This is a genomic window from Streptomyces sp. NPDC058231 (assembly GCF_042882275.1).
In the GTDB taxonomy this organism is placed as follows: Bacteria; Actinomycetota; Actinomycetes; order Streptomycetales; family Streptomycetaceae; genus Streptomyces.
The window spans coordinates 1-21,587 of sequence record NZ_JBHVWN010000054.1 but is presented as its reverse complement, the minus strand read 5'-3'; the positions used below and the strand labels follow the sequence as shown (position 1 = coordinate 21,587).

The window sequence follows — 21,587 nt, the reverse complement described above, 5'->3', positions numbered from 1 at the left end:
GTCCGTACCGCACTCTGGAGCGCTTGATGCCGCAGATCACCGTCGACTACTCCGCCGAACTCGACGACACCTTCGACCGCCGCGGCTTCGCACTCGCCCTGCACCCGCTGGTCGCCGAGACGGTCACCACGAAGATCGCGGCCTGCAAGACCCGTTTCCGGCGGGTCGACGAGTCAGTGGTGGCCGACGCCGCCACCGGCGACGCGATCCTGCACGTCTCGATCGGCCTGCTGCCCGGTCGCACCGATGCGATCAAGGCACAGCTCACCGAGTCCGTGCTGGAACTGCTGACCGCGCACCTCAAGCCCGCCGACGGTCTCGTGGTCCACACCTCGGCCGAGACCCGCGACCTGGACCCGTCCTACCGCAAGCGCTGACCGCGCGGGCCTCAGGACATCCGCTGCGAGGGCACGGCCGGTACGGCGGGCGACAGGGCGGAGATCCGCGACAGCAGCTCTCCGAACGGCCCGTCGGCCGGCTCCTCCGCGAGGACCCGCAGCACGATGCCCGCCATCTCCGTGTCGTACGCCGCACTCACCGAGGCCAGCGCCGCGAAGTCGTGCACCAGCTGCATCTCCAGCTCCGCGCGCGGAATCCGACGCCCGTCCAGCCAGATCAACGCCGTCGACTCGGCGAGCGACACCCATGACCGTACGACCAACTCCAGGCGCGCCGGGGGTTCTTCCACCCTCAGATGGGAGAGGATCTGCTCGTACGCCGCCTGCCGTACCCCGTCGATCAGCACGTTCGCCGTCGACGACCCGGCCGCGGGACCGCCTCGCATCAGTGCGGAGAACCCCGGCCCGTGCTCGTCCACGAAGTCGAAGAACCGCCCCATGACCCGCAACAGCCTCGCCCCCAGCGGCCCTTCGTGGGGCTCCAGGAACCGCGCCGCCAGCTCGTCGGCCGCCCGCCGCAGCGCCGCCTCGTACAGGCTCTGCTTCCCCGGGAAGTAGTGGTAGACGAGCGGCCGCGAGATACCGGCGGCGGCAGCGATCTCGTCGATCGAGACCTCGTCGGGGGAGCGGCGGCTGAACAGATCCAGCGCGACCCCGATCAGCTGCTGTCTGCGCTCATCGACGCCCATCCTGCGCCGCACCCCGGTCGTCATGGCACCAGCGTACCGACCGGGCCGGGAAGAGGCGGGCCCGGCGGTGGTGCCCGGTCACAGCACTAGAGGTCCAGCACCAGTCGCTCCCCCCGGCACCGGGACACGCAGATCAGCATCGAGTCCTCGCGTTCCGCGTCCGTCAGGAGTTCGTCGCGGTGGTCGATCTCGCCCTCCAGCACCCGCTGTTGGCATGTCCCGCAGAAGCCCTGCTCGCAGGAGTACGAGACATGCGGAAGCTCCTCGCGGACGGCGGACAGCACCGACCGGCCCGCAGCGACCGGGACCGTACGGCCGGTGCGCCGGAGTTCCACCTCGAAGGCGCCGGAGTCCGCCGATGACGGGGACGTCGCCGCGAAGCGTTCCAGGTGCAGGGTGCAGCCCGCCGGGAGGGCGGCCGTGACCGCCTCCATCAGCGGCTCCGGGCCGCAGCAGTAGACCGCGGTGCCGGGCGCGAGGTCCGTGAGGGCCGCCGCCGTGTCGGGGCGGCCCGATTCGTCGGCGGGGACGATCGTCACCCGGCCGCCCTCCGCGCCGAGCTTCTCGATCTCGTCCAGGAACGGCATCGAGACGCGGGTCCGGCCTCCGTAGACCAGCCGCCAGTCGGCGCCGGATGCGGCGACCGACCGCAGCATGGGGAGGATCGGCGTGATGCCGATGCCGCCCGCGACGAAGACGTACGCGGGGGCGTCGGCGACGAGCGGGAAGCGGTTGCGGGGGCCCCGGACCTCGATCTCCTCGCCCTCGTGGAGCTGGGCGTGGACCTCGCGCGATCCGCCCCGGCCGTTCTCGGCCAGACGGGTCGCGACCGTGTACGTGCCGGGCTCGGCCGGGTCGCCGCAGAGCGAGTACTGGCGCACCAGGCCCGACGGAAGGACGAGGTCCAGGTGGGCACCGGGCTGCCAGGCGGGGAGATCGGGTCCCTCCAGGCGGAGTTGGACCACCCCTTCCGCCGGCGTGGTCCGCTCCGTGATCAGCAGGCGGCGGGCGGTGGTGGAGCGGCGGTCGGAGCGGCCCGAGACGGGTTCCTCCAGGGCGGGCAGCGGCCACAGCGGTGACTTCTCGATGCGGCGGTGCAGGGCGCGTTTGGCGAGCAGCGCGGCGCCGGTGACGAGGAGGACGGTGCGCAGACGCGGGCGGGGCAGGGCCATGGGTCAGTCGGCTCCCGTCGTACGGGCCTCGGCGGCCAGGGCCGCGGGCGATTGGGCGAGATAGGCGATGGCCTGCGCCGTACTGCCCTCCTGGGAAGGGTGGTAGGAGTGGCTCAGGTAGCGCGGGACGGAACGCAGCAGGGCGGGCGTGGAAGGCAGGGTGCCGCGCCTGCCGCTGTCGTAGAACGCCTTGAACGACGCCTTGCCGTCCAGCAGGCTGGGGTCGTTCTCCATGAAGAAGCGGACACCGCGCTGCCAGAGGAAGACCAGGGTGGAGAAGGCCAGCCCCCAGGTGCGCACCCGGCGCCGGTAGCCGCCGTCGACATGCATGAAGACCTCGAAGGCCACCGAGCGGTGCTCCACCTCCTCCGCGCCGTGCCAGCGCAGCAGGTCCAGCATGGTCGGGTCGGCGCCCTTGCGGTCCAGGGCCTCGGAGTTCAGGATCCAGTCGCCGAGGAACGCGGTGTAGTGCTCGATGGCCGCGATGATCGCCACCCGCTCCATCAGCCACCACCGGCGGGCCCGGCCGGGCGGCAGCGTCCGGTCCCCGAGCAGCTTCTCGAAGAACCAGTCGACCTGCGCGGTGTACGGGGTCGGGTCGAGCCCGAGCTTCTTCAGGTGGGGGAGTACGTCGTCGTGGGCCTGCGAGTGCACTGCCTCCTGGCCGATGAACCCGATCACGTCGCGCCGCAGCCGCTCGTCACGGATGTACGGCAGCACCTGCCGGTACACCTGGATGAACCAGCGCTCCCCGGCCGGGAGCAGCAGGTGGAGCACGTTCATCGTGTGTGTGCTGAACGGGTCGCCCGGCACCCAGTGGAGGGGCGTCCGGTCCCAGGCGAACGAGACCTTGCGGGCCTTGAGCTCGGTTCGCTCCGACGCGACCGCCGCTGGCTGGGTGTTAGACATGCTGTCAATGTACTGACGGGTACGTGGTGCGAACAGGGGCGTGCAGCGATTTCCTGGTCGCTGACCGTTGGGTGACGAAGGGCATCGCCCGCTGTGTTCGTCCCGGCGACCACCGGTGGCTCGCCCCGGACCGTGCCCGGTCGGCGGCGCGGCCGAGCCGGCGTGCACGCGTCGGGCCCGTGGCGGTCCTCCTCGGCGGAGGGCGCCACGGGCCCAGTTCATACTGCGGTTCGGATCGGATCAGCGGGAACGGTAGTACCGGTCCTGGTCGTAGCCGAAGCGTCCGCGGTCACGGTACTCGTGGCCCCAGCGTCCGTGGTGACGGTGGTGGCCCCAGCGTCCGTGGTGACGGTGGTGGCCCCAGCGTCCGTCGTCCCCGTGCCGACCGTCCTTGGCCTGCACGGAGTGGGCGACGCCGACAGCGTCGGGGGCGGCGGCCTGAGCTGCGCCGGCGCCGCCCAGCACGACGACGGCGGCCACACAGACGGCGGCAGCGAAGCGTGGAACATGCATAGAACTCTCCTGTCGCAGCAGGCGGCGAAGCGCCTGCTCGGATCTGACCCCGTAACCGTCGCCCCCCGACGACCGTTGACGACTGCGCCACGCGCTCCAAGACACCCGATCTGCTGCAATGCCGCTGATCGTGGAACCGAGCCCTGTAGGCAATCCGTGGACCTTCATCTGCCTCTCCCGCGCCCTCCCGTCCCCGTCGCCGTCCGCCCCTCGGCACCCCGCCCCACCTGCTGGTTCTCACCGAGGTATCGGGGCGTGCCCGTCCTGCGGCGACTGCGCGCCCCGCTCCGCGGGCCCGCCGGACGGTCTGCCGCCGTGCGCCATTCGGCCGAGCGGAGGATCACGGCGTGCGGCACGGGAGGGGCACGGCGGCGTGGTCAGCGCAGGGCGCCGACCCGGCTGCCGTCCGCCAGTACGCCGTTCAGCCGGGCCCGGTCGCCCGCCCGCGCCGGTACCGCCAGCAGATGCCCCCGGGCCCGGCCCGCCACCCCGCCCGATGTGGTGAGAGAGGCGAACTCCGTGCTGCCCGCCGCCAGTACGTACCACCGCCCGCCGTGCGACTTCCACAGCACACCCGCGAGCACCCGCGGTGCCCGCACCCCGCAGGCCGGTGAGTTCTCGGCCCGCGCCGCGACCGCTCCGGGCGGCACCGCGCCTCCGGCGGCGGACTGCGCGGACGGGGCCTGGAACTGGGCGAGGACCCTGCTCCCCGTCCCCCGCCAGGTCTCCGCGCGGGTGCACAGCCACTGGGCGGACCCGTTGCCCTCGGGCAGCCACTGCCGGGCGTACGGCCAGGAGTTCACCGACCGCACGCCGCGCGAGCGCATGGCCGTCAGCAGGCAGGCGGTCCGCGCCCAGCTCTCCCGCTCCGCACGTCCCGACACGTCGTGCGGCGCCGTGGGCGGCCCGGAGGTCAGCCGGGCCGGGGCCAGTTCACCGAGATCGGTCAGCAGCCTGGTGGACGCCCCCTCGCGCACCTCGACGGTCGACCAGGTCCGGCAGCCACCGTCCGCCGCCGGCACCGGCAGCGCATCGGTGACGCCGTCCCGGTCGCGGTGGAGCGGCCGCGCGGCCCGGCCGGGGACCAGCAGATCCCGCACGGACGCCCTGCGCACCCACGGCGCCGTCAGATAGCGGACCGTGCCGGCCCCGCGGGTCACGACGAGCGCGCCGGCGGAAGCCGCGTCCGCGCTGTCGACCCGCGCGAAGTCGAGCGCCGCGCCCTCGGCAGGATCGGCGTCGCGTGCCTCCGCGTACCGCACGACGCGCAGCCCGTCGTAGAACAGCACCACCGCGGTCCGGCCCACCTCTCCCGCGTACAGCAGCTGTGGCGACCCCATCGGCGGCCCGACCGGTGTCGCGGGCGTCGTCGACGACCGCACGGCGCGGCCGGGGCGCGCCCAGACGGCGAGTGCGCGACGCAGCAGCCGGGTGTCGTCGGTGCGGTCGCCGCGGGTGGGCCAGGCGGTGAAGTCGGTACGGGACGAGCGCAGCCAGTACGCGGGCGGCACCCGGCGCAACGCCGCCGGTTCCAGGGCCCGTTCGGCTGCCGGGTTACGGGCGTACAGCGGCGCGGACGTCATGTCCCGGCCCCAGCCGTTGCCCGGCAGCCCCAGCAGCGCCCCGCACACCAGCAGTGCGGCGACGCCCGCGAGCGCGGCCCTGACGTGCCGGTGGCGGCGCAGCAGATCCGGCGGGCGGGCCTGCAGCGAACAGGGGTCGAACTCGGTGGAGTCCAGGAGCGCGTACGGCGCCGCCACCGCGTCCGCCTCCACCAGCGCCGCGCGCGGGTCCGCCACCCCGGCGGCGGCGAGCACCCGTCGCACCTCCCCGTCCCTGAGTCCTTCCAGGCCGCGCAGGACGTGGGCGGCCCGCGCCGGGCCGGAGAGTGCCGACAACGCCTGCTCCAGGGCGAGTTCACCCGCCCCGCCGGAGTGCGGGAACAGCCGCAGCCCCCACACCAGGGGGAGCAGTGGCGGCAGCTGGGACCGACGCGGCCAGGCCAGGCGGCGCAGCGGCCGGCCCGCCTCCAGGGCGGTGCGCAGCACCCGCTGCCGGACGTGCGCGTAGCCCGGGTCGACCGCCGCCCCGTCGGCGGGGCGGCGGGGGAGCGGGATCGCGTCGTCGGCCGCGAGCGCCGCCCGGCGCCCCAGCGGCAGGGACCGCTGGGCGAGGGAGTGGGCCGTCAGGACGCGGCGGCTGCGGCCGATGGAGGGCGGCAGGACGAGATAGCCGAGCCGGACCAGTCGCGGATAGTGCTCGACGAGCGCCGCCCCGGCCTGCTCCACATCGACCGGGGCGACGGCGGACGGTACTTCTGGCTGTGGGCGCACATTCAGCTGAACGAGCGATTCGTGCGATGGTCACCCCGGCGCGCTTCGGCGCGCACCCGCCGCGCGGTCCCGCGGGCGCCCTCACGGCGGACCTCGACCGCCGCCCGCCACCGGGCTCGGCCGGCGTACGGGCGGCAACAGGCCTGTGTGGTAAGAGGGTTGACGAGGCCGACCGGGCGTTGAGCGGGGTGCGGCCGGTTCCTGCCGATCCGGCCGTTCAGCCGCGCGAAGGGGTGCGAAGGGGCACGATGGCCGGATGGTGACGCAGCCGCAGACACGACGGGGACAGAGGTCCGGAGCCAGGGCCGCCGCAGCCGTACTCGCGGGCCTGGCCCTTCTCACCGCGTGCGGAGGGGGAGGTCGCGACGACGGTCCGGACGTACCGCCGACCGCGACCGGCACCCTGGAGCAGCTGGCCTCGAAGGCCCACTGCAAGCCGAACATGCAGACCGACGCGCAGGAACTGCGGCAGGCCAACTGCACCACCGGGGACGGACGTTACGTGCTGGCCACCTTCGCGACCGACCGCGGCCAGCGCGAGTGGATCAACGAGGCCAACGACTACGGCGGCTCGTACCTGGTCGGCCGCAAATGGGTGGCCGTGGGCGAGGAGGGCGTGGTCGCAGCACTGCGCGGCCGGCTCGGGGGGACGGTGGAGACCGCCTCGCAGCACCACTCGGGGAGTGGGGCCGATGGGGGGAGCGAGGGAGGGCACTCCGGTCACCACATGAGCTGACCGCGCAGGCAGGGGAGGAGGCGCTGCTGCCTCCGTGCGTGTGGGGGGATGGGCGACGTGCCGGGTCAGCGGCACCTACGCCCGCCGTTGATGCAGCTCACCACCTTCTTCATCAGCTTGTCGTCGAAGACGTTGATGAAGTCACCGTGATCGGTGACGGGTTTGTGCAGCTGCTCCGGGAAGGAGTCGACGGCGAAACCGGGGCCCGGCGGCACGTCGTAGACGATGCGCTGGACCAGCTGGGGAATGGCCTTGAAGCCGTTCGGGCAGCGGCCGTCGCCCTGCGCGAACGCGACATGGGTCCGGTGGTTCGCGGAGTCGGTGTTCCGCCCGTCCCAGCAGCTCTGGAAGGCGAAGGAGCGGACCACCTGGCTGCCGTCCGGACAGATCGGGTATTTGTCCTTGAGCTGACGGTTCTCGAATCCGGTGCAGCTCCACGAGGCATTGGCATTGGCGTCGCCGTTGGTGAGCGCCTTGGCGTCACCGGTGATGATCCGCAGGAAACGCGGCATCGCGGTGACCCTGGCCGTGGGATTCCCGACGAATTTCAGCGTGACCTGGGACGGGGTCTGGATCTCTCCGACGTTCTGGTCCTTGCCGCCGCCGTCCGCGGCCGCGTCGTTCTCGGCCGTCCCGTTCTGCAGGCGGAGCACCGGCCAGTAATAGGTGGACCTGTCACCCTGATTCCGGCAGCTGGTGTCGCCATTGGCCAGATCGTCATCGCCGGCAAAAGCGTCGTTGGCCTGGTTTCCGACGTAATCGTGCATATGGTGAGCGCCGTTGCTCACTCCGGGAGCGACGATGACATTGTCCGGATTGAATTTGCCGTTCTCGTTACGTCCGCATTCGGTCGTGAACGTGCCGCGTGAGGCGCCACGGCGCTGGCGGGGCTTGTTGACATTGGGCTGCACGGACTGGATGTCGACGAAGTCCGAGGCCTCGGGACCGTTGCCCTGCTGCTGACCCTGGTTGTCGTCACCCCCCTGGCCGTTGTCCAGGCCGCCGTCCTGTCCCTGGTCACCGGCCTGGTCACCACCCTGGTCGCCGCCGTTGTCCTGGCCGCCATTCCCGGCGTTGCCGTCGTCGGCGCGCAGGCTGCACGGGGCCAGCCCTTCCAGTCCCTGCGGACGGTCCGCGGTGCGCTCGACGGCGGTGGCGATACGGCCGATGCTCGCCGTGCGTCTGGCCCTCAGCGGGCCGAGTACGGCGTTCTCGGCGAGATTCGGATCACGGGATATCGCGTCCTTCCGGTCGGCGAACTGCCGATAGGCATCGGTGATCTGGGTATCCATGGCGGCCAGTTCGCGGTCGACCTCGCCGCGTGCCTGATCGGGCACCTCGGGAAGTTCGTTCCCCACGTCGGGGCAGTCGATGGTGGACATCTGGGTGCCCGCATTCCAGGTCCGGCCGGGAGGAGAGCCGGACGATCCTTCCCCCGCCGAAGCGTAGACATTGATCGCGGCCAAGCCACCCCCGCCCAGAATCAGTGCGGCCGAGGCGACTATCGCCCGGTTGGCCAGCGTCGAACGTTTGCGTGATGTGCGTCCCATGGAACTCCTCAGGCTTCGAGGGAGAAGCGTGACGTTCCATACGGGTGTGGTTCGCGATGCGTTCAGTGAAAGGGGAAGTTCGTGGAAATCTCCATTCGCGCAACGGGCCACCGGGGGTGCGGGGGCGAACGCGGCGAGCTGCGGGTCGACGGGTGCCCCGGTCATCCGGTTCGCCGGCGAGCGGGTCGACGACCCGCAGGACGGGCGTCGCAAGCTGGTCCGGGTGACCCCGAGCGGTGCTGACGTGCTGGTCCGGTCCGCCGAGGGCTTCGACCGGCTGCGTGCCGAATGGGTCCGGGCGCTCGGCGCCGACCGGCTGCGGGCGCTGGAGTCCGACCTGCGGGTCATGGCGCCCGCCGACGCCTTCCGGCTCGACGCGGCGGCGTGGCTCGACGGCTGAGACACCACCTGGCTTATCCAGGGGATAGATGGGACGTATTTTGTGGACACCCTTCCCGTGAATCTCATAGTGCGGCAGCATGCGCAGGTCGGCACCCGAGAGATCCGACCAATGTGGTCGGGAAAGGGAGGGAACCATGGCACGACGCACCCGCCTGCTCAGTGCGTTCGCACTGGCGGCAGCGGCCGCGCTCGTACCCGTACAGGCCACCGCCCAACAAGCCGCCGTGGCGCCGGCGCCCGGGGAGCAGTCCGGGCGCCAGGCGGCGGCAGCAACCGGCACCCCGTGCGCGGCGCCCGTGAAGCCGGCCTCGCAGATGGCGGTCGAGCCCTGCGACAGCCCCGAGCGGATCATCGAGAAGGCCGCGAACATCGTCCCCACCCCCGGCCAGCTCGCCTGGCAGCAGCGGGAGGTCACCGCCTTCACCCACTTCGGCATGAACACCTTCACCGGCCGTGAATGGGGCTCCGGCACCGAGGACGAGAAGCTCTTCGCCCCGAAGAGTATCGACGTCGACCAGTGGATGCGTGCCTACAAGGCGGCCGGCGTCGAGCAGGTCATGCTCACCGCCAAACACCACGACGGGTTCGTCCTGTACCCGTCCCGCTACACCGACCACTCCGTCGCGCTGAGCCCCGGCAGCCCCGATGTCGTCGGCGCCTACGTCAAGGCCGCCCACAAGGCCGGGCTGAAGGTGGGGCTCTACCTCTCGCCCTCCGACGGCGCGGAACTCCCGCACGCCTGGCACGCCCAGTGGGTCGAGTCGATCCGTCAGAAGCAGGCGGAGGGCAAGTCGCTGAGCCTGCCCGAGCAGATGGCGCTGGAGGACGGCGACCGGGCACCCGCGGGCGAGGGCAGGTTCGGCAACGGCAGCGCCGTCACCGAGCGGACCATCCCCACGCTCGTCCCCGGCGACGACCGCGCCGCCGCCGTCAAGCACCACAAGCTCCCCACCTTCACGGTGGCGGCCGACGACTACGACGCGTACTACCTCAACCAGCTCTACGAACTCTTCACCCAGTACGGGCCGATCGAGGAACTCTGGCTGGACGGCGCCAACCCCTGGTCCGGCTCCGGCATCACCCAGAAGTACAACGTCAAGCAGTGGTTCGACATGGTCAAGGCGCTGTCGCCGAACACCGTCGTCTTCCAGGGCCCGCAAGGCGTCCGCTGGGTCGGCAACGAGGGCGGCACGGCCCGCGAGACCGAGTGGAGCGTCACCCCGCACGCCACCGACCCGTGGACCGGACTCGGCAGCCTGCCCAACGACTCGACCGACGCGGACATAGGCTCCCGCGCCAGGATCCTCGACCCGGCCACCAAGTATCTGCAGTGGTACCCGGCCGAGGCGGACGTCTCCATCCGGCCGGGCTGGTTCTACCATCCGGACCAGCGGCCCAAGACCCCGGCGCAGTTGATGAACCTGTACGAGAAGAGCGTCGGCCGGAACGCCTCACTGCTGCTGAACGTGCCGCCCGACCAGGACGGCCGGATCGACGACGCGGACGTCGCGTCACTGACGGCCTTCGGCAAGGCGGTACGCAGCACCTACGGCACCGATGTACGGCGTACGCAGGGCCCGGGGCCGTACACCTTCGACCGGGTCGCCGTCCGCGAGGACATCCGGCACGGGCAGCGGGTCGAGAAGTTCGCCGTGGAGGCCAGGATCGACGGCAGCTGGCAGCGGATCGCCGAGGGAACCACCATCGGCAACGAGCGCATCCTGCCGCTCGCCTCGCCCGTCACCGCGACCGCGGTACGGGTCAAGGTCCTGGAGTCCCGGGCCGCACCGCACCTGGGCGCGACCACACTGCACCTGAGCTCGGCCGGCTGAGCCATCGGCCGGGGGCGGGACCCCCGGCGGAGGCGGCAGGCCCCGGCCGACCGGTGACATACCCGGAGGGCCGGGGCCCGCCCGTACGGAAGCCGTCAGGGCGCGTACTTGTAGCCGACGCGCCGTACCGTCTGGATCGACCGGCGGTGATCCGCGCCGAGCTTGCGGCGCAGCCGGGCGATATGGACGTCGACGGTGCGCCCGTCACCCACGTGACCGTACCCCCAGACGGTGGTCACCAACTGGTCCCGGGTGTGCACCCGGTGCGGGTACGCCACCAGGTGGGCGAGCAGTTCGAACTCGAGGAACGTGAGGTCGAGGACTTTCCCGTCCACCGCCGCCGTGCGCTGCGCGTTGTCGATGTGCACCGCGCCCGCCGCCGGGGGCGCCGGCGGCTCGGGAACGATGCGCTGCGCGGCCGCTGCCGCCGCGCCGATGACGGCGGGCTGCTGGTCGGCCGGTACGAGGACCAGGTAGCCGATCATCGGCGGCTGGCCCGGCAGGGCCGGAACGGTGTGCTGGGGGGCGGGCAGCCAGGTCGCCCCCGGCGGCAGGAAGTCGGCCACGTCGGCCAGTTGGACGACCTCGTCGGGGGCGACGGCGCGCAGCCGGTGGCGGTTGGGGGAGACGGAACGGGCGGAGGGGGTGGCCGCAGCGGTCGCCGTGGATGCTGCGGTGGCAGCGGCGGCGGAGAAGGTACGGGCGTTCGCCATGGGTGTCAGCTCTTTCGCGCGAAGGAGTCGTCGAGGGACGGACTTGCGTCGTGCGCGCGGACCGAAGACCGGGGTGAGCGGCTTTAGAGGGCCTGCGCGTTCCTCGCGCGGCAACACACCCGGTCGAAGTCATGATGCTGACGGGAAGGCCAGAACGGCTCAAGGTCGCTGCGACCTGATGAGGTGTACTGGAAACCGGCCATGGACCCATTAGACCAGACAATGCTCCGGTGCAGCAGGCTTCTCCCACCTGTCGATACGGACCGTTTGCGTGACGCCAGCCCGCCCCGTGGCCACCCCGGCCCCTTCCCTCGTCCCCCGCCGGCGGTGAACCGCCCGATCGGACTCAACCGACCAGCCGCTTGCGCCAGTCCGGGCCGGTCAGTTCGATCGACTGCCCGGGCGACCCGTCCCACTTCACCGTCAGCCCCGCCGCCGTGAGCGCCGCCGCGACCTCGTGACCGATCGCGGTGGTCGTCGCCTCCGACCCGTCGAACCCGCCGTAGTGGAGCGAGAGACCGTGCCCGAGCGCAACGGCCTCCGTGCACTGGGAGTGGAAGAAGACGAAGCCCCGCGCGTCCTCGTCGCCGTCCGCGTGGATCTCGCCCAGCCCGCAGGAGCGGCAGCAGGCGAAGTCCTCCCGCGCCGTGATGCCGCTCGCGTCCAGTGCGGCGAAGGCCCGCTCCAGCCGGTCCGCGTCCGTCACATCGGTCCACTGTTCCTGCTCGTCGACCCGCGCCCCCCACAGTCGCTCCACCAACTGCCGGGCCTGCGCCGTCGTCACCGGACGGACACCGTCCTCGGCGAGGTGGTACTCGGCCAGCTCGGTCAGTGACTTCACCGTGCCGTAGCCGCCGCGCAGCGCCAGGCGGATCCGCTCCGTCAGCTGCTCCTCGATCTCCGCGGGCATCGGGGGCACCGGTTCGGCGGCGGGCAGGCCGGCGCTCTCCCAGACGATTCCCGCATCCCACTGCGGCTCCTGGCGTGCCCAGCGGGTCATCACCTCGGCGATCCGCTCCGGGGAGCCGGCGGTCACCCGGAAATGCCGTTCCGGACCGCCGTCGCGGTACTCCAGCTGATAGTCCCCGCCGTTTTCGTGCCAGGTCTGCACGAAGTGGCCCGGCCGGTCCGGCACCCGCTGGACCACCAGGAAGCGGTCCGCCTCCCCACCGATCCGGTGCGCCAGGTCGCTCAGCGCCCACGCCGGAATGCGGGTGTGGGTCTGCCGGTTCTCGGTCTTCACCTTGATGTCGAGCATGGGCCGATCCTGACACGCGGCACCGACAGCTCGCCGGGCACGCCGAAGGGGGCGGCCACCGTCCCCGGCGGGCGCCCCCTTCCTTACCGTGCCGTGGCGGATCAGGCCTGGTCGGCCTTCTCCAGCGCCGTGCAGCAGGTGTCGACGATCAGCCGCGTGACGACGTACGGGTCGACGTTGGCGTTGGGGCGACGGTCCTCGATGTAGCCCTTCTGGTCCTGCTCGACCTGCCACGGGATACGGACCGAGGCACCGCGGTTGGAGACGCCGTAGCTGTACTCGTTCCACGGGGCGGTCTCGTGCAGACCGGTGAGGCGGTCGTCGATGCCCGCGCCGTAGTTCTTCACGTGGTCCAGCGGCTTCGAGCCCTCGCCCAGCGACTCGCACGCGGTGATGATCGCGTCGTAGCCCTCGCGCATCGCCCTGGTGGAGAAGTTGGTGTGCGCGCCCGCGCCGTTCCAGTCGCCCTTGACCGGCTTCGGGTCCAGGGTCGCGGAGACGTTGAAGTCCTCGGCGGTGCGGTAGAGCAGCCAGCGGGCGACCCACAGCTGGTCGGAGACCTCGAGCGGCGACAGCGGACCCACCTGGAACTCCCACTGGCCGGGCATGACCTCGGCGTTGATGCCGGAGATGCCCAGCCCCGCCTTCAGGCAGTTGTCGAGGTGCTTCTCGACGATCTCGCGGCCGAAGATCTCGTCGGAGCCGACACCGCAGTAGTAGCCGCCCTGCGCGGCCGGGAAGCCGCCCACGGGGAAGCCGAGCGGCCGGTGGCCGTCGAAGAAGGTGTACTCCTGCTCGATGCCGAAGATCGGCTCCTGGCCGGCGAACTGCTCGGCGACCGGACGCAGCGTGGCGCGGGTGTTGGACTCGTGCGGCGTCATGTCGATGTTGAAGACCTCGCACAGGACGAGGATGTCGTCGCCGCCGCGGATCGGGTCCGGGCAGGAGAAGACCGGCTTCAGCACCCGGTCGGAGGCGTGGCCCTCGGCCTGGTTGGTGCTGGATCCGTCGAAGCCCCAGATGGGCAGCCCCGCGACGTCTCCCGAGGGCTCGCCGGCCATGATCTTCGTCTTCGAACGGAGCTTGGCGGTCGGCTCGGTGCCGTCGATCCAGATGTACTCAGCCTTGAACGTCACGGAAGCCATCCTTTGGGGGTGCTGCGGTGCTGCGGTCTGCGGTCCGGTCTCTGCAGCGCAGCTTCGCAAGACGCGATTTCCCGTCCGTTGCCCGAATGTGAACCCCGTGTTACCGAGGTTTGTTGCGTTGTTCCCGGTCCTTGAGGAGCTCTCCGAAACCGGCGGCGCGGATCCGGCGCACCAGCTCCTCCTCGGTGCTGCCCAGTGTCACGGCCGCCCGCGCGAGCTGCCAGTCGGCGGCGGCGAGCGTGTTCAGCAGGTGGCCGCGTCGTATCTGCGCGTCGGACAGCCGGAAGGTCTTCAGATACGCGACCTGCCCCTGGGGGCCGGTGATCGTCTCGCCGATGTGCCTGCCGCCCCCGCTCCGGTCGAACGGCGGCAGGAAACGCCACAGCGTGAACGGGCCCATCCGGTGGACCCGGTCGAAGGAGTACGCCGTGTCCAGCAACTCGCGTGCGAACAGGGCGTCGTGCGCCCGGCTCCACTCCTGCTCCTGCGCCCGCGCGGCCGCCCGCAGACCGGCGAGCGTCCCCATCCGCGCACTGTCGGCGATCCGCGCCCCGAACTCCGGTACCGGACCGCCGTACAGCGCGTACTGGTGGACGAGTTCCCCGTACAGATCCTCGACGAGCGAGGAGTGCAGAAGCCGGTAGTCGTCCGGGTGCGGCAGCACGAAGGCGGCGGCGAGGGCATCAGCCGCGTACACCATCACCCCGCACTGGCCGGGATGGATCTCGAAGACCCGCAGGGCGTCGTCGAGCCCGCGCACCGACCTGCCCGTGTACGCGTCCTCGGCGCGCGGCGACAGCCCGTCGCGCAGCGCCTGCCGTGACCACTCCTCCCAGGCGACGGACGGTCCGCCGAAATGCAGCGAGAGATATCCCTCCAGCGCCAGGTGCAACGGCAGGAAGCGCAGCCGGTCGCCGGGGAGCCGCTTGGCCATGCGGTGGTGCGTGCCGCGGTGGCGCGGCAGCGCAGCGGTGACGGGCGGCCGGGCGAGGGCGCCGCTGTCACCGACGCCGAGCTGCGTCCCGTACGCGGCGCGCTGCCCGCCGCTGCCGTCCGGTGTCCGCACCGTCGACCAGTCGGCGACGAAACCGTGCGGGATGTACGACGTGTACTGCGTCCGCGGCCCGGTGTCGACGACGCTGCCGCCGAAGCCCCGGTAGATCTCCCGGTGCAGCCGGAGCCCCGCGACGGGTTCCGCGCGTACCAGTGGCACCAGCCGGATGCCGCCCCACACCTGGGAGGGCCGGACGGTGAGTCCGGTCAGCTCCAACGTGTTCACTCTCGCCGCTCTCCCTGGTCCGTGCCGGTGACGAAACGCGCGACCTGCCGGTCCAGGTACGCGTGCAGGGCGGCCGCTCCCGTGCCGCCCTCCGCGAACCGTGCGATCTCCACCAGTGCGGGCAGATCCTCGGCGTCACGGATACCGGCCGTCGGCACGCCCGGCGCGAGCCGCCGCACGTCGAATCCGTCCGCTTCGTATACGGGGTTCACGTGGACCACAGCGGTGCGTCGGTCCGGATCGATCCTGGTCCGCCACACCCGCAGCACCTCGCCGGCCAGTCCGGGCGGTGCGTTGTCCCAGCCGTCCGACACGATGACCAGCCGGTCGGGCCCGTGCTCCAGGGCGTCCAGGATCCGGGTGCCCAGCGGAGTCGGACCCCACGGCCGTACCAGCAGCGGATCGGTGGCGCCCGAAGTCCACAGCGAGGCGTAAGCACCGGGCGCGGCCAGCGCCTCCAGCAGGAAATGGCAGGCCAACGCCACGGCCAGCGGACGGCGCCGCTTCTCGGCCGACCCGGACGACGAGTAGCTGTCGTCCAGCACGGCGGCGACCCGCCCCCAGCTCCCGGCATGCGGGCCGGCGGCGCGGCGGGCGGCCCCCGCAGTGCCCGGGTCAGCTCCGCACGGTGCAGGCCGCGCCGCTCGAAGCCGAACGTCAGGACGTACAGAGCGAGCCGGGTCAGCGGCATCACCCCCAGGCCGGCCCCGGCGGGCAGCCCCGTCGCGCTGTCCGCGGTCCGCTGCTCCTGGGTGCGCAGCCGCTCCAGCCGCGTCATGCGCGGTTCCATCCGCTCCAGGAACGCATCGCGCTTCATGCCGTGCCTGGCGGCGAACCCCTCGGCGACGCTGAAGGGCAGTTCGTCGACGGCGCCCTGCTCGTAGTGGGCTCGGCGCCAGGCGTCGAGCAGCCGGTGCCGGTAGCGCGGAACCCGCCCCGGCCGGAACAGGAAGTCACCGAGCTCGTGCGGTGCTTCGGAAGTTTCGTCGCGGAGGGAGAGATGGGCGTGCCGGGCGGCGGTCCTCAGCCCGACGCGGTACTTCACCGCGTCATGGGCCAGGTCCGGCCGGGATGCCAGCCACTCACGCACGATCGCGCGGGTGCGCCGGTTGTTGACCCCGGCGTCGCGCAGCAGCCGGAACAAGCGGTAGACACGCTGCGGAGGAAGCTTCGCCAGCCGGGCCGCGATCAGCAGGCCCTCGGTGCGCTTCTCCTCCGAGGTCGCTTCGGCGGAGGTCTCCAGCAGTCCCCGCAGGATGCGGACCGCATTGTGGTCGTTGATGCCAAGGGCGAGCGAAGCTGCGTACACCTTGCGGTAGTTGACCCGTACGTACTCGTGCAGGAAGTCCAGCGACAGCTGCTGCCGATAGGCCCAGGACCCGAATTCGCGCTGACCGGTCCCGGTGATCGCGGCATTGACGAAGAGGAGGACGTCCTCGGCGGCAACGAGGTCGGCGTACGTGTCCGTGTCCCTGTCCGTCATCCCCGTCCCCCTGTGCTGTTCCGCCGCGGTGCCCGCAGATGCGGAAGCCGGCCGGGGAATGGGGGCGCGAACAGCGAAATCAGTGCTTCAGAGGCAAGTCCCGGAAGTCGCAGCCGGAGTCCCGCGGCCGGCTCCGCCAACGTAACCGCGGACCGTCGTGTGCCGCCACCCGATAAGCGGACCAGGCAGACTGGCCTCATGACGACATCACCCGCCGCCCCCCTGCGTATCGGCCTTCTCGGCACCGGCCCCTGGGCCCGGATCACCCAGGCACCCGCGCTCGCCGCCCACCCGGGCGTCGTGCTCAGCGGTGTCTGGGGCCGCCGACCCGAGGCGGCGAACGCGCTCGCCGCCGCTCACGGCACCAAGGCGTACACCGGTGACACGGGTGTGGACGAACTCCTCGCCGCGAGCGACGCCGTCGCGTTCGCCCTGCCGCCGGACGTCCAGGCCCCGCTCGCGGCCCGTGCCGCGGCCGCGGGATGCCACCTGCTGATGGACAAGCCGGTCGCGACGACGGTGGCCGGGGCCCGCGAGGTGGCCGAGGCGGCCGACCGGGCGCAGGTCGCGTCCGTCGTCTTCTGCACGATGCGGTTCGCCGAGCCGACCGCGGCGTGGGTCGCCGAGCAGGCCGCGCGGGGTGGCTGGTTCACCGCCCGCGCCCAGTGGATCGGCGCGCTGTACGCCCCTGGAGCGGAGAGCGAGTTCGCGGCCTCGCCGTGGCGCCGCGACAAGGGCGGCCTGTGGGACGTCGGACCGCACGCGCTGTCGGTCCTGCTGCCGGTGCTCGGCGACGTCACGGAACTGACCGCCGCACGCGGCCCCGCCGACACCACCCACCTGATCCTCCGCCACACCTCCGGTGCGTCCAGCACGGTGACGCTCGCACTGGACGCACCGCTCGGAGCGGCCGGTACGGAGGTCGAGTTCAGGGGCGATTCAGGGGTGACGACGCTGCCGGGCGGAGGCGACGCGGTGAGCGCGTTCCGCGCGGCGGTGGACGCACTGCTCGAGGCGGTGCGTACGGGGGTGCCGCATCCCTGCGACGTACGGTTCGGACTGCGGCTGACCGAACTGCTGGCCGAGGCGGAGGCCGCCCTGCGCCCCTGATCCGCCCGGGCCCGGACCCGTCAGCGCACGCGCTCTATCCGGGCGCGCCGGATCAGGAACTTGCCCGGCTCGCGGACCTGCTCGAACGCCGCGTCGTTCAGCAGGGCGCAGCTGCCGGACGGTGAAGTGACCGTCACCGTCGTGGACTTGCCGTTGTCCAGGTTGGTCACCTTGAGTGCGGTGCCGACCGGGAACTGATTGCTGGACGCGGCGGGGGCGCCTGACTCGCCGGACAGCGTCACGGTGGATCCGGCACAGACGACATCGCCGGTGGGCCGGCCCCCTCCGCCGGGCGGAGCGGGGGTCGCGCTCCCGGATGCGGATGCGGAGGCGGCTGCGGATGCGGGGGCCGAGGCGGATGCGGTGGGATCCGTCGCCCCCGCCTCGGCCGCCCCGCCGCACCCCGAGGCGGCCTGCTGGCGCCGGATCTCCGCGATCACGGCCTGCCGGTTGGCGATCCGGGCAGCCGACCCGGCATCCGGATTCGCCCGCTGACCGGCGATGAACCGCTCGTTGTTGCCGAGCGCCGTGGTCAGTCCGGTACAGACGACCGACGAGGCCCGGTCCGGCGGCGACTGCGCGGCCTGACTGGTCCCGGCCAGCACGGCCGCCGTCCCGCCGGCGAGTGCGGCTGCCCCGACCAGCAGGGCGAGCTTCTTCTTGCGGCTGAGGGTCTTCCTGCGTGACACGTAGGACTCCTGTCCCCGGCCGGAACGCCCGATGCGCCTGGGCCGGATGCGGTGCGTGTGTCCCTACGTACGAGCAACAGCGGCGTTCGTCTCAGCGGCCGCACCACGGCGTCGAGGAGTTCCGGCCGAACCGCTGATTCCCGCCGGACTCAGCGCCCCAGCGCGTCCCGTACCGCTTCCTCCGTGCGCCCCACGACGGCCGTTCCGTCCTCCGCGGTGATGATCGGCCGCTGGATCAGCTTCGGGTGCCCGGCGAGCGCCGCGATCCACCGTTCCCGCGAATCCGCCTCGCGCGGCCAGTCCTTGAGCCCCAGCTCCTTCGCGTCCGCCTCCTGCGTCCGCGTGATGTCCCACGGCTCCAGTCCGAGCCGGTCGAGCACGGCCCGGATCTCGTCCGGCGACGGCACGTCCTCCAGATAGCGGCGGACGGTGTATTCGGCCCCCTCCGCATCCAGCAGCTGCACCGCGCTGCGGCACTTGGAACATGCGGGATTGATCCAGATCTCCATGGGGTCGACGGTACTGGACGAGCAGCGCGAAATCCCCTCTGGGCAGGGGCGATTGTCAGTGCTGGACCGTAAAATGGAGGTAGTTCGTGAGGGTTTCACGACGGTGCCAGGAGGTTGCCCATGGCCGTTGCCGCAGTCACGACCAAGCCGCTCCACCAGCCCCTGCAGAAGAAGCCGCTCCCCGCGGGCCGGCCCCGCGAGTGGTACGTCTCCCACAACCGCCGCCTGAAGGCCATGCGCCTGGCGATCGCCCTGCTCGACACGGGCGTGTACCACCCGTCCGGCGCGGGCAACGACAGGATACGGACGACCGCCGAGCGCATCGGCATCCACCCGCCGTCCGACACGACCTGCCGCATGGTCCGTGCCCTGATCCGCTACGGACGCTGACGACCGGAGCGCCCGAGCCCTGTGCCCCCGGGACGCCGGGGGCACAGGCGCGTCCATCTGTTTCAGAACCCGCCGCAGACGGCTGTGGCGAACGCCCCGGCGGCCGAGGCGGTCCGGTAGGTGCCGTCGTCCACCGTTACCGCGCAGGCGACCTCGCCGCCCGATCTCCCCAGGGTGGCGGTGAAGGAGCCGCCCTTCAGGAAACCTCTGGTCTCCACCTCCCCCGTCCACGGCAGACGTCGCACGGTGACCCGCTCCGTCGACAGCCGGCCGTCCCGCCAGACGGGGAAGGTGAGCGTGACGCCCTTCGCGGTGCCGGTGACCTCGTACGTGATCCGGACGGTCCCCGCACTCTCCCGGGACCACGCGCCGGCGAGCACCCCCACGACGGCGGCGCAGCAGGCGGCCACCAGCAAGGCGGCGAGGAGAACCACCTGGGGCCACTGCCGCCGAGGGGGTCCGCAGGGGCCCGGGTCGCTCATGGGCCCAGCCTCGGCCTTCCCGCGCCGGTCCGCGAGCTCACGGCCCGCCCCCGGTCGCACCCTTCTCACCCGATCGGCGGGCGCGGAGTGCGCGCGACTCCACCCCGGCCTTGACTGGAACGACTGCTGAGTTCCTGGGAGGCACGATGACGAGTCGATCCGTACGAGGCATAGCGGCAGGGCTGCTCACCGCGGCCGTCGCATCAGCCGCGACCGGCTGCTCGGACGACGGCGGCAAGGTGTCCAGCACGGTGTCCGGGGCCGCGTCCGCCGCCGCGTCGGCGGCGTCCCGGGGCTCCGACGTGATGGCCTCGGCGACGGCCGCCGCGCAGGAGAAACTGGACGGCTTCAAGAACGGCGTCAATGCCAAGAAGGACGTCAAGGTCGGTGCCGTGGCCAACAACAACGACGGCCGGGCCGTCGCCACGATCACCGTGACGAACATCACCGACTCGGCCAAGTCCTACATGGTGCAGGTCAACTTCCGTGACGGAAGCGGCAATCTGCTGGACACGGCCGTGGTGACGGTCGACGACGTCGAGCCCCGTACCCCCAAGAAAGCCACGGCCCGCAGCAACCGCAGCCTCGGCGGCGACATCACCGCCGACGTGGGCAGGGCCCTGCGTCACTGACCGGACCGCTACCGGCCGCGAGGCTTGCCGCGTCGGCCGCCCTTGGGACTGCCGGAACCGCTCCGCGGGCTCCTGCCGGACGTCTTGCCGGCCGACTTCCCGGCCGCGGGCTTCCGCGGCGCTCCGCCCGTGCCGGTCCGCTTGCTCGGCTTCGGCTGCGCCGCGGGCGCGGTGCGGCCCCGGGAGCTGTTCACGGTCCGCCCGCGGACGATCCCGATGAAGTCCTCCACCATGTCGGTGGTTCGCTCCTCGGGCCACGACAGCGCGACGCGCGACTCGGGGGCGCCCGTCAGCGTGCGGTAGGTGAGGTCCTTGCGGTGGTGCAGGCGGGCGAGCGACTGCGGGACGACGAGCAGCCCCACCCCCGCCCCCACCAGCGCGACGGCGTCCGCCGTCGTCTCGGGGCGTTCGATCGCCGGAAGGCCCGGCGGATTCTCCCAGCCGAGGGTGTCGTCGAGCGGGTGCAGCACGATGTCGTCGGCCAGATCCTCCTCGGACACCTCGTCGGCCGCCGCCAGAACGTGGTCCTTCGGGACCACGACCACCGTCGTCTCGGTGTAGAGGGGGATCGCGCTGAGGTCCGTCCGGTCGATCGGCAACCGGACGAATCCCGCGTCGGCGCCGCCGCCGCGCAGCACACCGGGTGCCTCGGCTGCGGTCACCGCGACCAGGGTCAGGGGGATGTCGGGCAGCCGCTCGTTCCAGATACGCACCCATTTGGTCGGCGTCACGCCTGGGACATAAGCGAGCCGGAACGAAGGGGGTACGTCGGAGCCTGTCACTCCGCCAGGTTACCGGTCGTGGTCGGCGGTATCGCACACGCTCGCTACTCTTGACACATGAAGTCGCACCCGACCACCCAGACGATGAAGCCCGCAACCGCGGCGAAGAAGCTGGGTGTGTACCTAGAGGCCACCCCCGCCGAGTTCCAGGAGGGTGTCGTCTCGCGCAGCGAGCTGAACGCGCTGCAGGCCGATCCGCCCGAGTGGCTGCAGGAACTGCGGCACAACGGACCGCACCCCCGGCCGGTGGTCGCGGCGAAGCTCGGTGTCTCCATCGCGGGTCTCGCGCGGGGCGGAGTGACGGAGCCCCTCACCACGGAGCAGATCGACGCCCTGAAGCAGGACCTTCCCGAGTGGCTGCGGAAGGAACGCGCCACTCAGGCCGAGGTCCGCAAGGAAGCGGTGCGGATCAAGGAGAAGAAGGCGGAGCAGGGCGACCGGTCCAGCTGACCGTTCCGGCCGGCGCCGCCCCGCGGCGCCGGCCGGACGCGGTGCCGGTACGAGCCCGGGGTCTTATAAAAAACTGACGCGGCCGACGATAGTGGGGGTGTATATATCGGGGGTGGGCGGATGATTAAAAA

General features: G+C 71.8%; 22 protein-coding genes and 1 pseudogene. 8 read left to right on the top strand and 15 right to left on the bottom strand.

Features of this window, described 5'->3' with window-relative positions:
* Positions 1-26: 26 nt before the first annotated feature.
* On the top strand, positions 27-377 hold the full coding sequence (locus ACFVXE_RS28520) for a 5-carboxymethyl-2-hydroxymuconate Delta-isomerase (protein ID WP_389675392.1): 351 nt from the start codon (positions 27-29) through the stop codon (positions 375-377).
* An 11-nt stretch (positions 378-388) separates the two neighbouring features.
* Here ACFVXE_RS28520 and ACFVXE_RS28515 read toward each other — a convergent pair whose 3' ends face one another.
* The 5 genes from ACFVXE_RS28515 to ACFVXE_RS28495 form a co-directional block, all read right to left on the bottom strand.
* Positions 389-1,111 (bottom strand): TetR/AcrR family transcriptional regulator, encoded by a 723-nt coding sequence (locus ACFVXE_RS28515; RefSeq protein WP_389675390.1) that lies wholly within the window; start codon positions 1,109-1,111, stop codon positions 389-391.
* A 62-nt stretch (positions 1,112-1,173) separates the two neighbouring features.
* Positions 1,174-2,253, bottom strand: a complete 1,080-nt coding sequence (locus tag ACFVXE_RS28510) for a PDR/VanB family oxidoreductase (protein WP_389675427.1) — start codon at positions 2,251-2,253, stop codon at positions 1,174-1,176.
* A gap of 9 nt (positions 2,254-2,262) precedes the next feature.
* Positions 2,263-3,168, bottom strand: coding sequence for a metal-dependent hydrolase (locus ACFVXE_RS28505; RefSeq protein WP_389675388.1), 906 nt, complete (start codon positions 3,166-3,168; stop codon positions 2,263-2,265).
* Between the two features lie 240 nt (positions 3,169-3,408).
* Complete coding sequence (locus ACFVXE_RS28500; RefSeq protein ID WP_389675387.1) at positions 3,409-3,681, bottom strand: hypothetical protein; 273 nt, start codon at positions 3,679-3,681, stop codon at positions 3,409-3,411.
* A 377-nt stretch (positions 3,682-4,058) separates the two neighbouring features.
* Positions 4,059-6,014: a hypothetical protein gene (locus tag ACFVXE_RS28495; RefSeq protein ID WP_389675385.1), complete on the bottom strand. Its 1,956-nt coding sequence runs from the start codon at positions 6,012-6,014 to the stop codon at positions 4,059-4,061.
* Positions 6,015-6,270: 256 nt separating this feature from the next.
* Here ACFVXE_RS28495 and ACFVXE_RS28490 point away from each other — a divergent pair, with 256 nt between their 5' ends.
* On the top strand, positions 6,271-6,750 hold the full coding sequence (locus ACFVXE_RS28490; protein WP_389675383.1) for a hypothetical protein: 480 nt from the start codon (positions 6,271-6,273) through the stop codon (positions 6,748-6,750).
* Between the two features lie 65 nt (positions 6,751-6,815).
* Here the strand turns inward: ACFVXE_RS28490 and ACFVXE_RS28485 are convergent, their stop codons facing one another.
* On the bottom strand, positions 6,816-8,300 hold the full coding sequence (locus ACFVXE_RS28485; RefSeq protein WP_389675382.1) for a DUF1996 domain-containing protein: 1,485 nt from the start codon (positions 8,298-8,300) through the stop codon (positions 6,816-6,818).
* Between the two features lie 28 nt (positions 8,301-8,328).
* Between ACFVXE_RS28485 and ACFVXE_RS28480 the strand changes: the two genes are divergently transcribed.
* Positions 8,329-8,700, top strand: a complete 372-nt coding sequence (locus ACFVXE_RS28480) for a hypothetical protein (RefSeq protein ID WP_389675381.1) — start codon at positions 8,329-8,331, stop codon at positions 8,698-8,700.
* 136 nt (positions 8,701-8,836) lie between these two features.
* Positions 8,837-10,534, top strand: a complete 1,698-nt coding sequence (locus ACFVXE_RS28475) for an alpha-L-fucosidase (RefSeq protein ID WP_389675379.1) — start codon at positions 8,837-8,839, stop codon at positions 10,532-10,534.
* 95 nt (positions 10,535-10,629) lie between these two features.
* Here ACFVXE_RS28475 and ACFVXE_RS28470 read toward each other — a convergent pair whose 3' ends face one another.
* From ACFVXE_RS28470 to ACFVXE_RS28450, 5 genes and pseudogenes are all read right to left on the bottom strand, one after another.
* Positions 10,630-11,247 carry a winged helix-turn-helix domain-containing protein gene (locus ACFVXE_RS28470; RefSeq protein ID WP_389675377.1) on the bottom strand — a complete coding sequence of 206 codons (618 nt, stop codon included), beginning with the start codon at positions 11,245-11,247 and terminating at the stop codon, positions 10,630-10,632.
* 346 nt (positions 11,248-11,593) lie between these two features.
* Positions 11,594-12,505, bottom strand: a complete 912-nt coding sequence (locus ACFVXE_RS28465; RefSeq protein ID WP_389675376.1) for a DUF6891 domain-containing protein — start codon at positions 12,503-12,505, stop codon at positions 11,594-11,596.
* Positions 12,506-12,606: 101 nt separating this feature from the next.
* Positions 12,607-13,641 (bottom strand): glutamine synthetase, encoded by a 1,035-nt coding sequence (glnII, locus tag ACFVXE_RS28460; RefSeq protein WP_389675374.1) that lies wholly within the window; start codon positions 13,639-13,641, stop codon positions 12,607-12,609.
* A gap of 109 nt (positions 13,642-13,750) precedes the next feature.
* Positions 13,751-14,929: a hypothetical protein gene (locus ACFVXE_RS28455; RefSeq protein WP_389675373.1), complete on the bottom strand. Its 1,179-nt coding sequence runs from the start codon at positions 14,927-14,929 to the stop codon at positions 13,751-13,753.
* A pseudogene (locus tag ACFVXE_RS28450) lies at positions 14,926-16,412 on the bottom strand (hypothetical protein). The gene ACFVXE_RS28455 and the pseudogene ACFVXE_RS28450 overlap by 4 nt, the downstream one beginning before the upstream one ends.
* A 198-nt stretch (positions 16,413-16,610) precedes the next feature.
* Between ACFVXE_RS28450 and ACFVXE_RS28445 the strand changes: the two are divergent.
* On the top strand, positions 16,611-17,522 hold the full coding sequence (locus ACFVXE_RS28445; RefSeq protein ID WP_389675372.1) for a Gfo/Idh/MocA family protein: 912 nt from the start codon (positions 16,611-16,613) through the stop codon (positions 17,520-17,522).
* 20 nt (positions 17,523-17,542) lie between these two features.
* Here the strand turns inward: ACFVXE_RS28445 and ACFVXE_RS28440 are convergent, their stop codons facing one another.
* Positions 17,543-18,211, bottom strand: a complete 669-nt coding sequence (locus tag ACFVXE_RS28440) for a hypothetical protein (protein WP_389675371.1) — start codon at positions 18,209-18,211, stop codon at positions 17,543-17,545.
* Positions 18,212-18,360: 149 nt separating this feature from the next.
* On the bottom strand, positions 18,361-18,720 hold the full coding sequence (locus tag ACFVXE_RS28435; protein ID WP_389675369.1) for an arsenate reductase family protein: 360 nt from the start codon (positions 18,718-18,720) through the stop codon (positions 18,361-18,363).
* Positions 18,721-18,840: 120 nt separating this feature from the next.
* On the opposite strand from ACFVXE_RS28435, the gene ACFVXE_RS28430 reads away from it, so the two are divergent.
* Positions 18,841-19,110, top strand: a complete 270-nt coding sequence (locus tag ACFVXE_RS28430) for a hypothetical protein (protein ID WP_389675367.1) — start codon at positions 18,841-18,843, stop codon at positions 19,108-19,110.
* A 62-nt stretch (positions 19,111-19,172) separates the two neighbouring features.
* Here ACFVXE_RS28430 and ACFVXE_RS28425 read toward each other — a convergent pair whose 3' ends face one another.
* The gene (locus ACFVXE_RS28425) at positions 19,173-19,592 is read right to left on the bottom strand and encodes a hypothetical protein (protein WP_389675365.1); all 420 of its coding nucleotides are present in this window, start codon (positions 19,590-19,592) and stop codon (positions 19,173-19,175) included.
* A gap of 146 nt (positions 19,593-19,738) precedes the next feature.
* On the opposite strand from ACFVXE_RS28425, the gene ACFVXE_RS28420 reads away from it, so the two are divergent.
* A complete protein-coding gene (locus ACFVXE_RS28420) occupies positions 19,739-20,224 on the top strand; it encodes an FxLYD domain-containing protein (protein WP_389675363.1) in 486 nt (161 codons plus the stop codon).
* A gap of 8 nt (positions 20,225-20,232) precedes the next feature.
* Here the strand turns inward: ACFVXE_RS28420 and ACFVXE_RS28415 are convergent, their stop codons facing one another.
* Positions 20,233-21,006 carry a LysR family substrate-binding domain-containing protein gene (locus ACFVXE_RS28415; protein WP_389675361.1) on the bottom strand — a complete coding sequence of 258 codons (774 nt, stop codon included), beginning with the start codon at positions 21,004-21,006 and terminating at the stop codon, positions 20,233-20,235.
* Positions 21,007-21,063: 57 nt separating this feature from the next.
* On the opposite strand from ACFVXE_RS28415, the gene ACFVXE_RS28410 reads away from it, so the two are divergent.
* Positions 21,064-21,456, top strand: a complete 393-nt coding sequence (locus ACFVXE_RS28410; RefSeq protein ID WP_389675359.1) for a DUF5997 family protein — start codon at positions 21,064-21,066, stop codon at positions 21,454-21,456.
* Positions 21,457-21,587 lie beyond the last annotated feature (131 nt).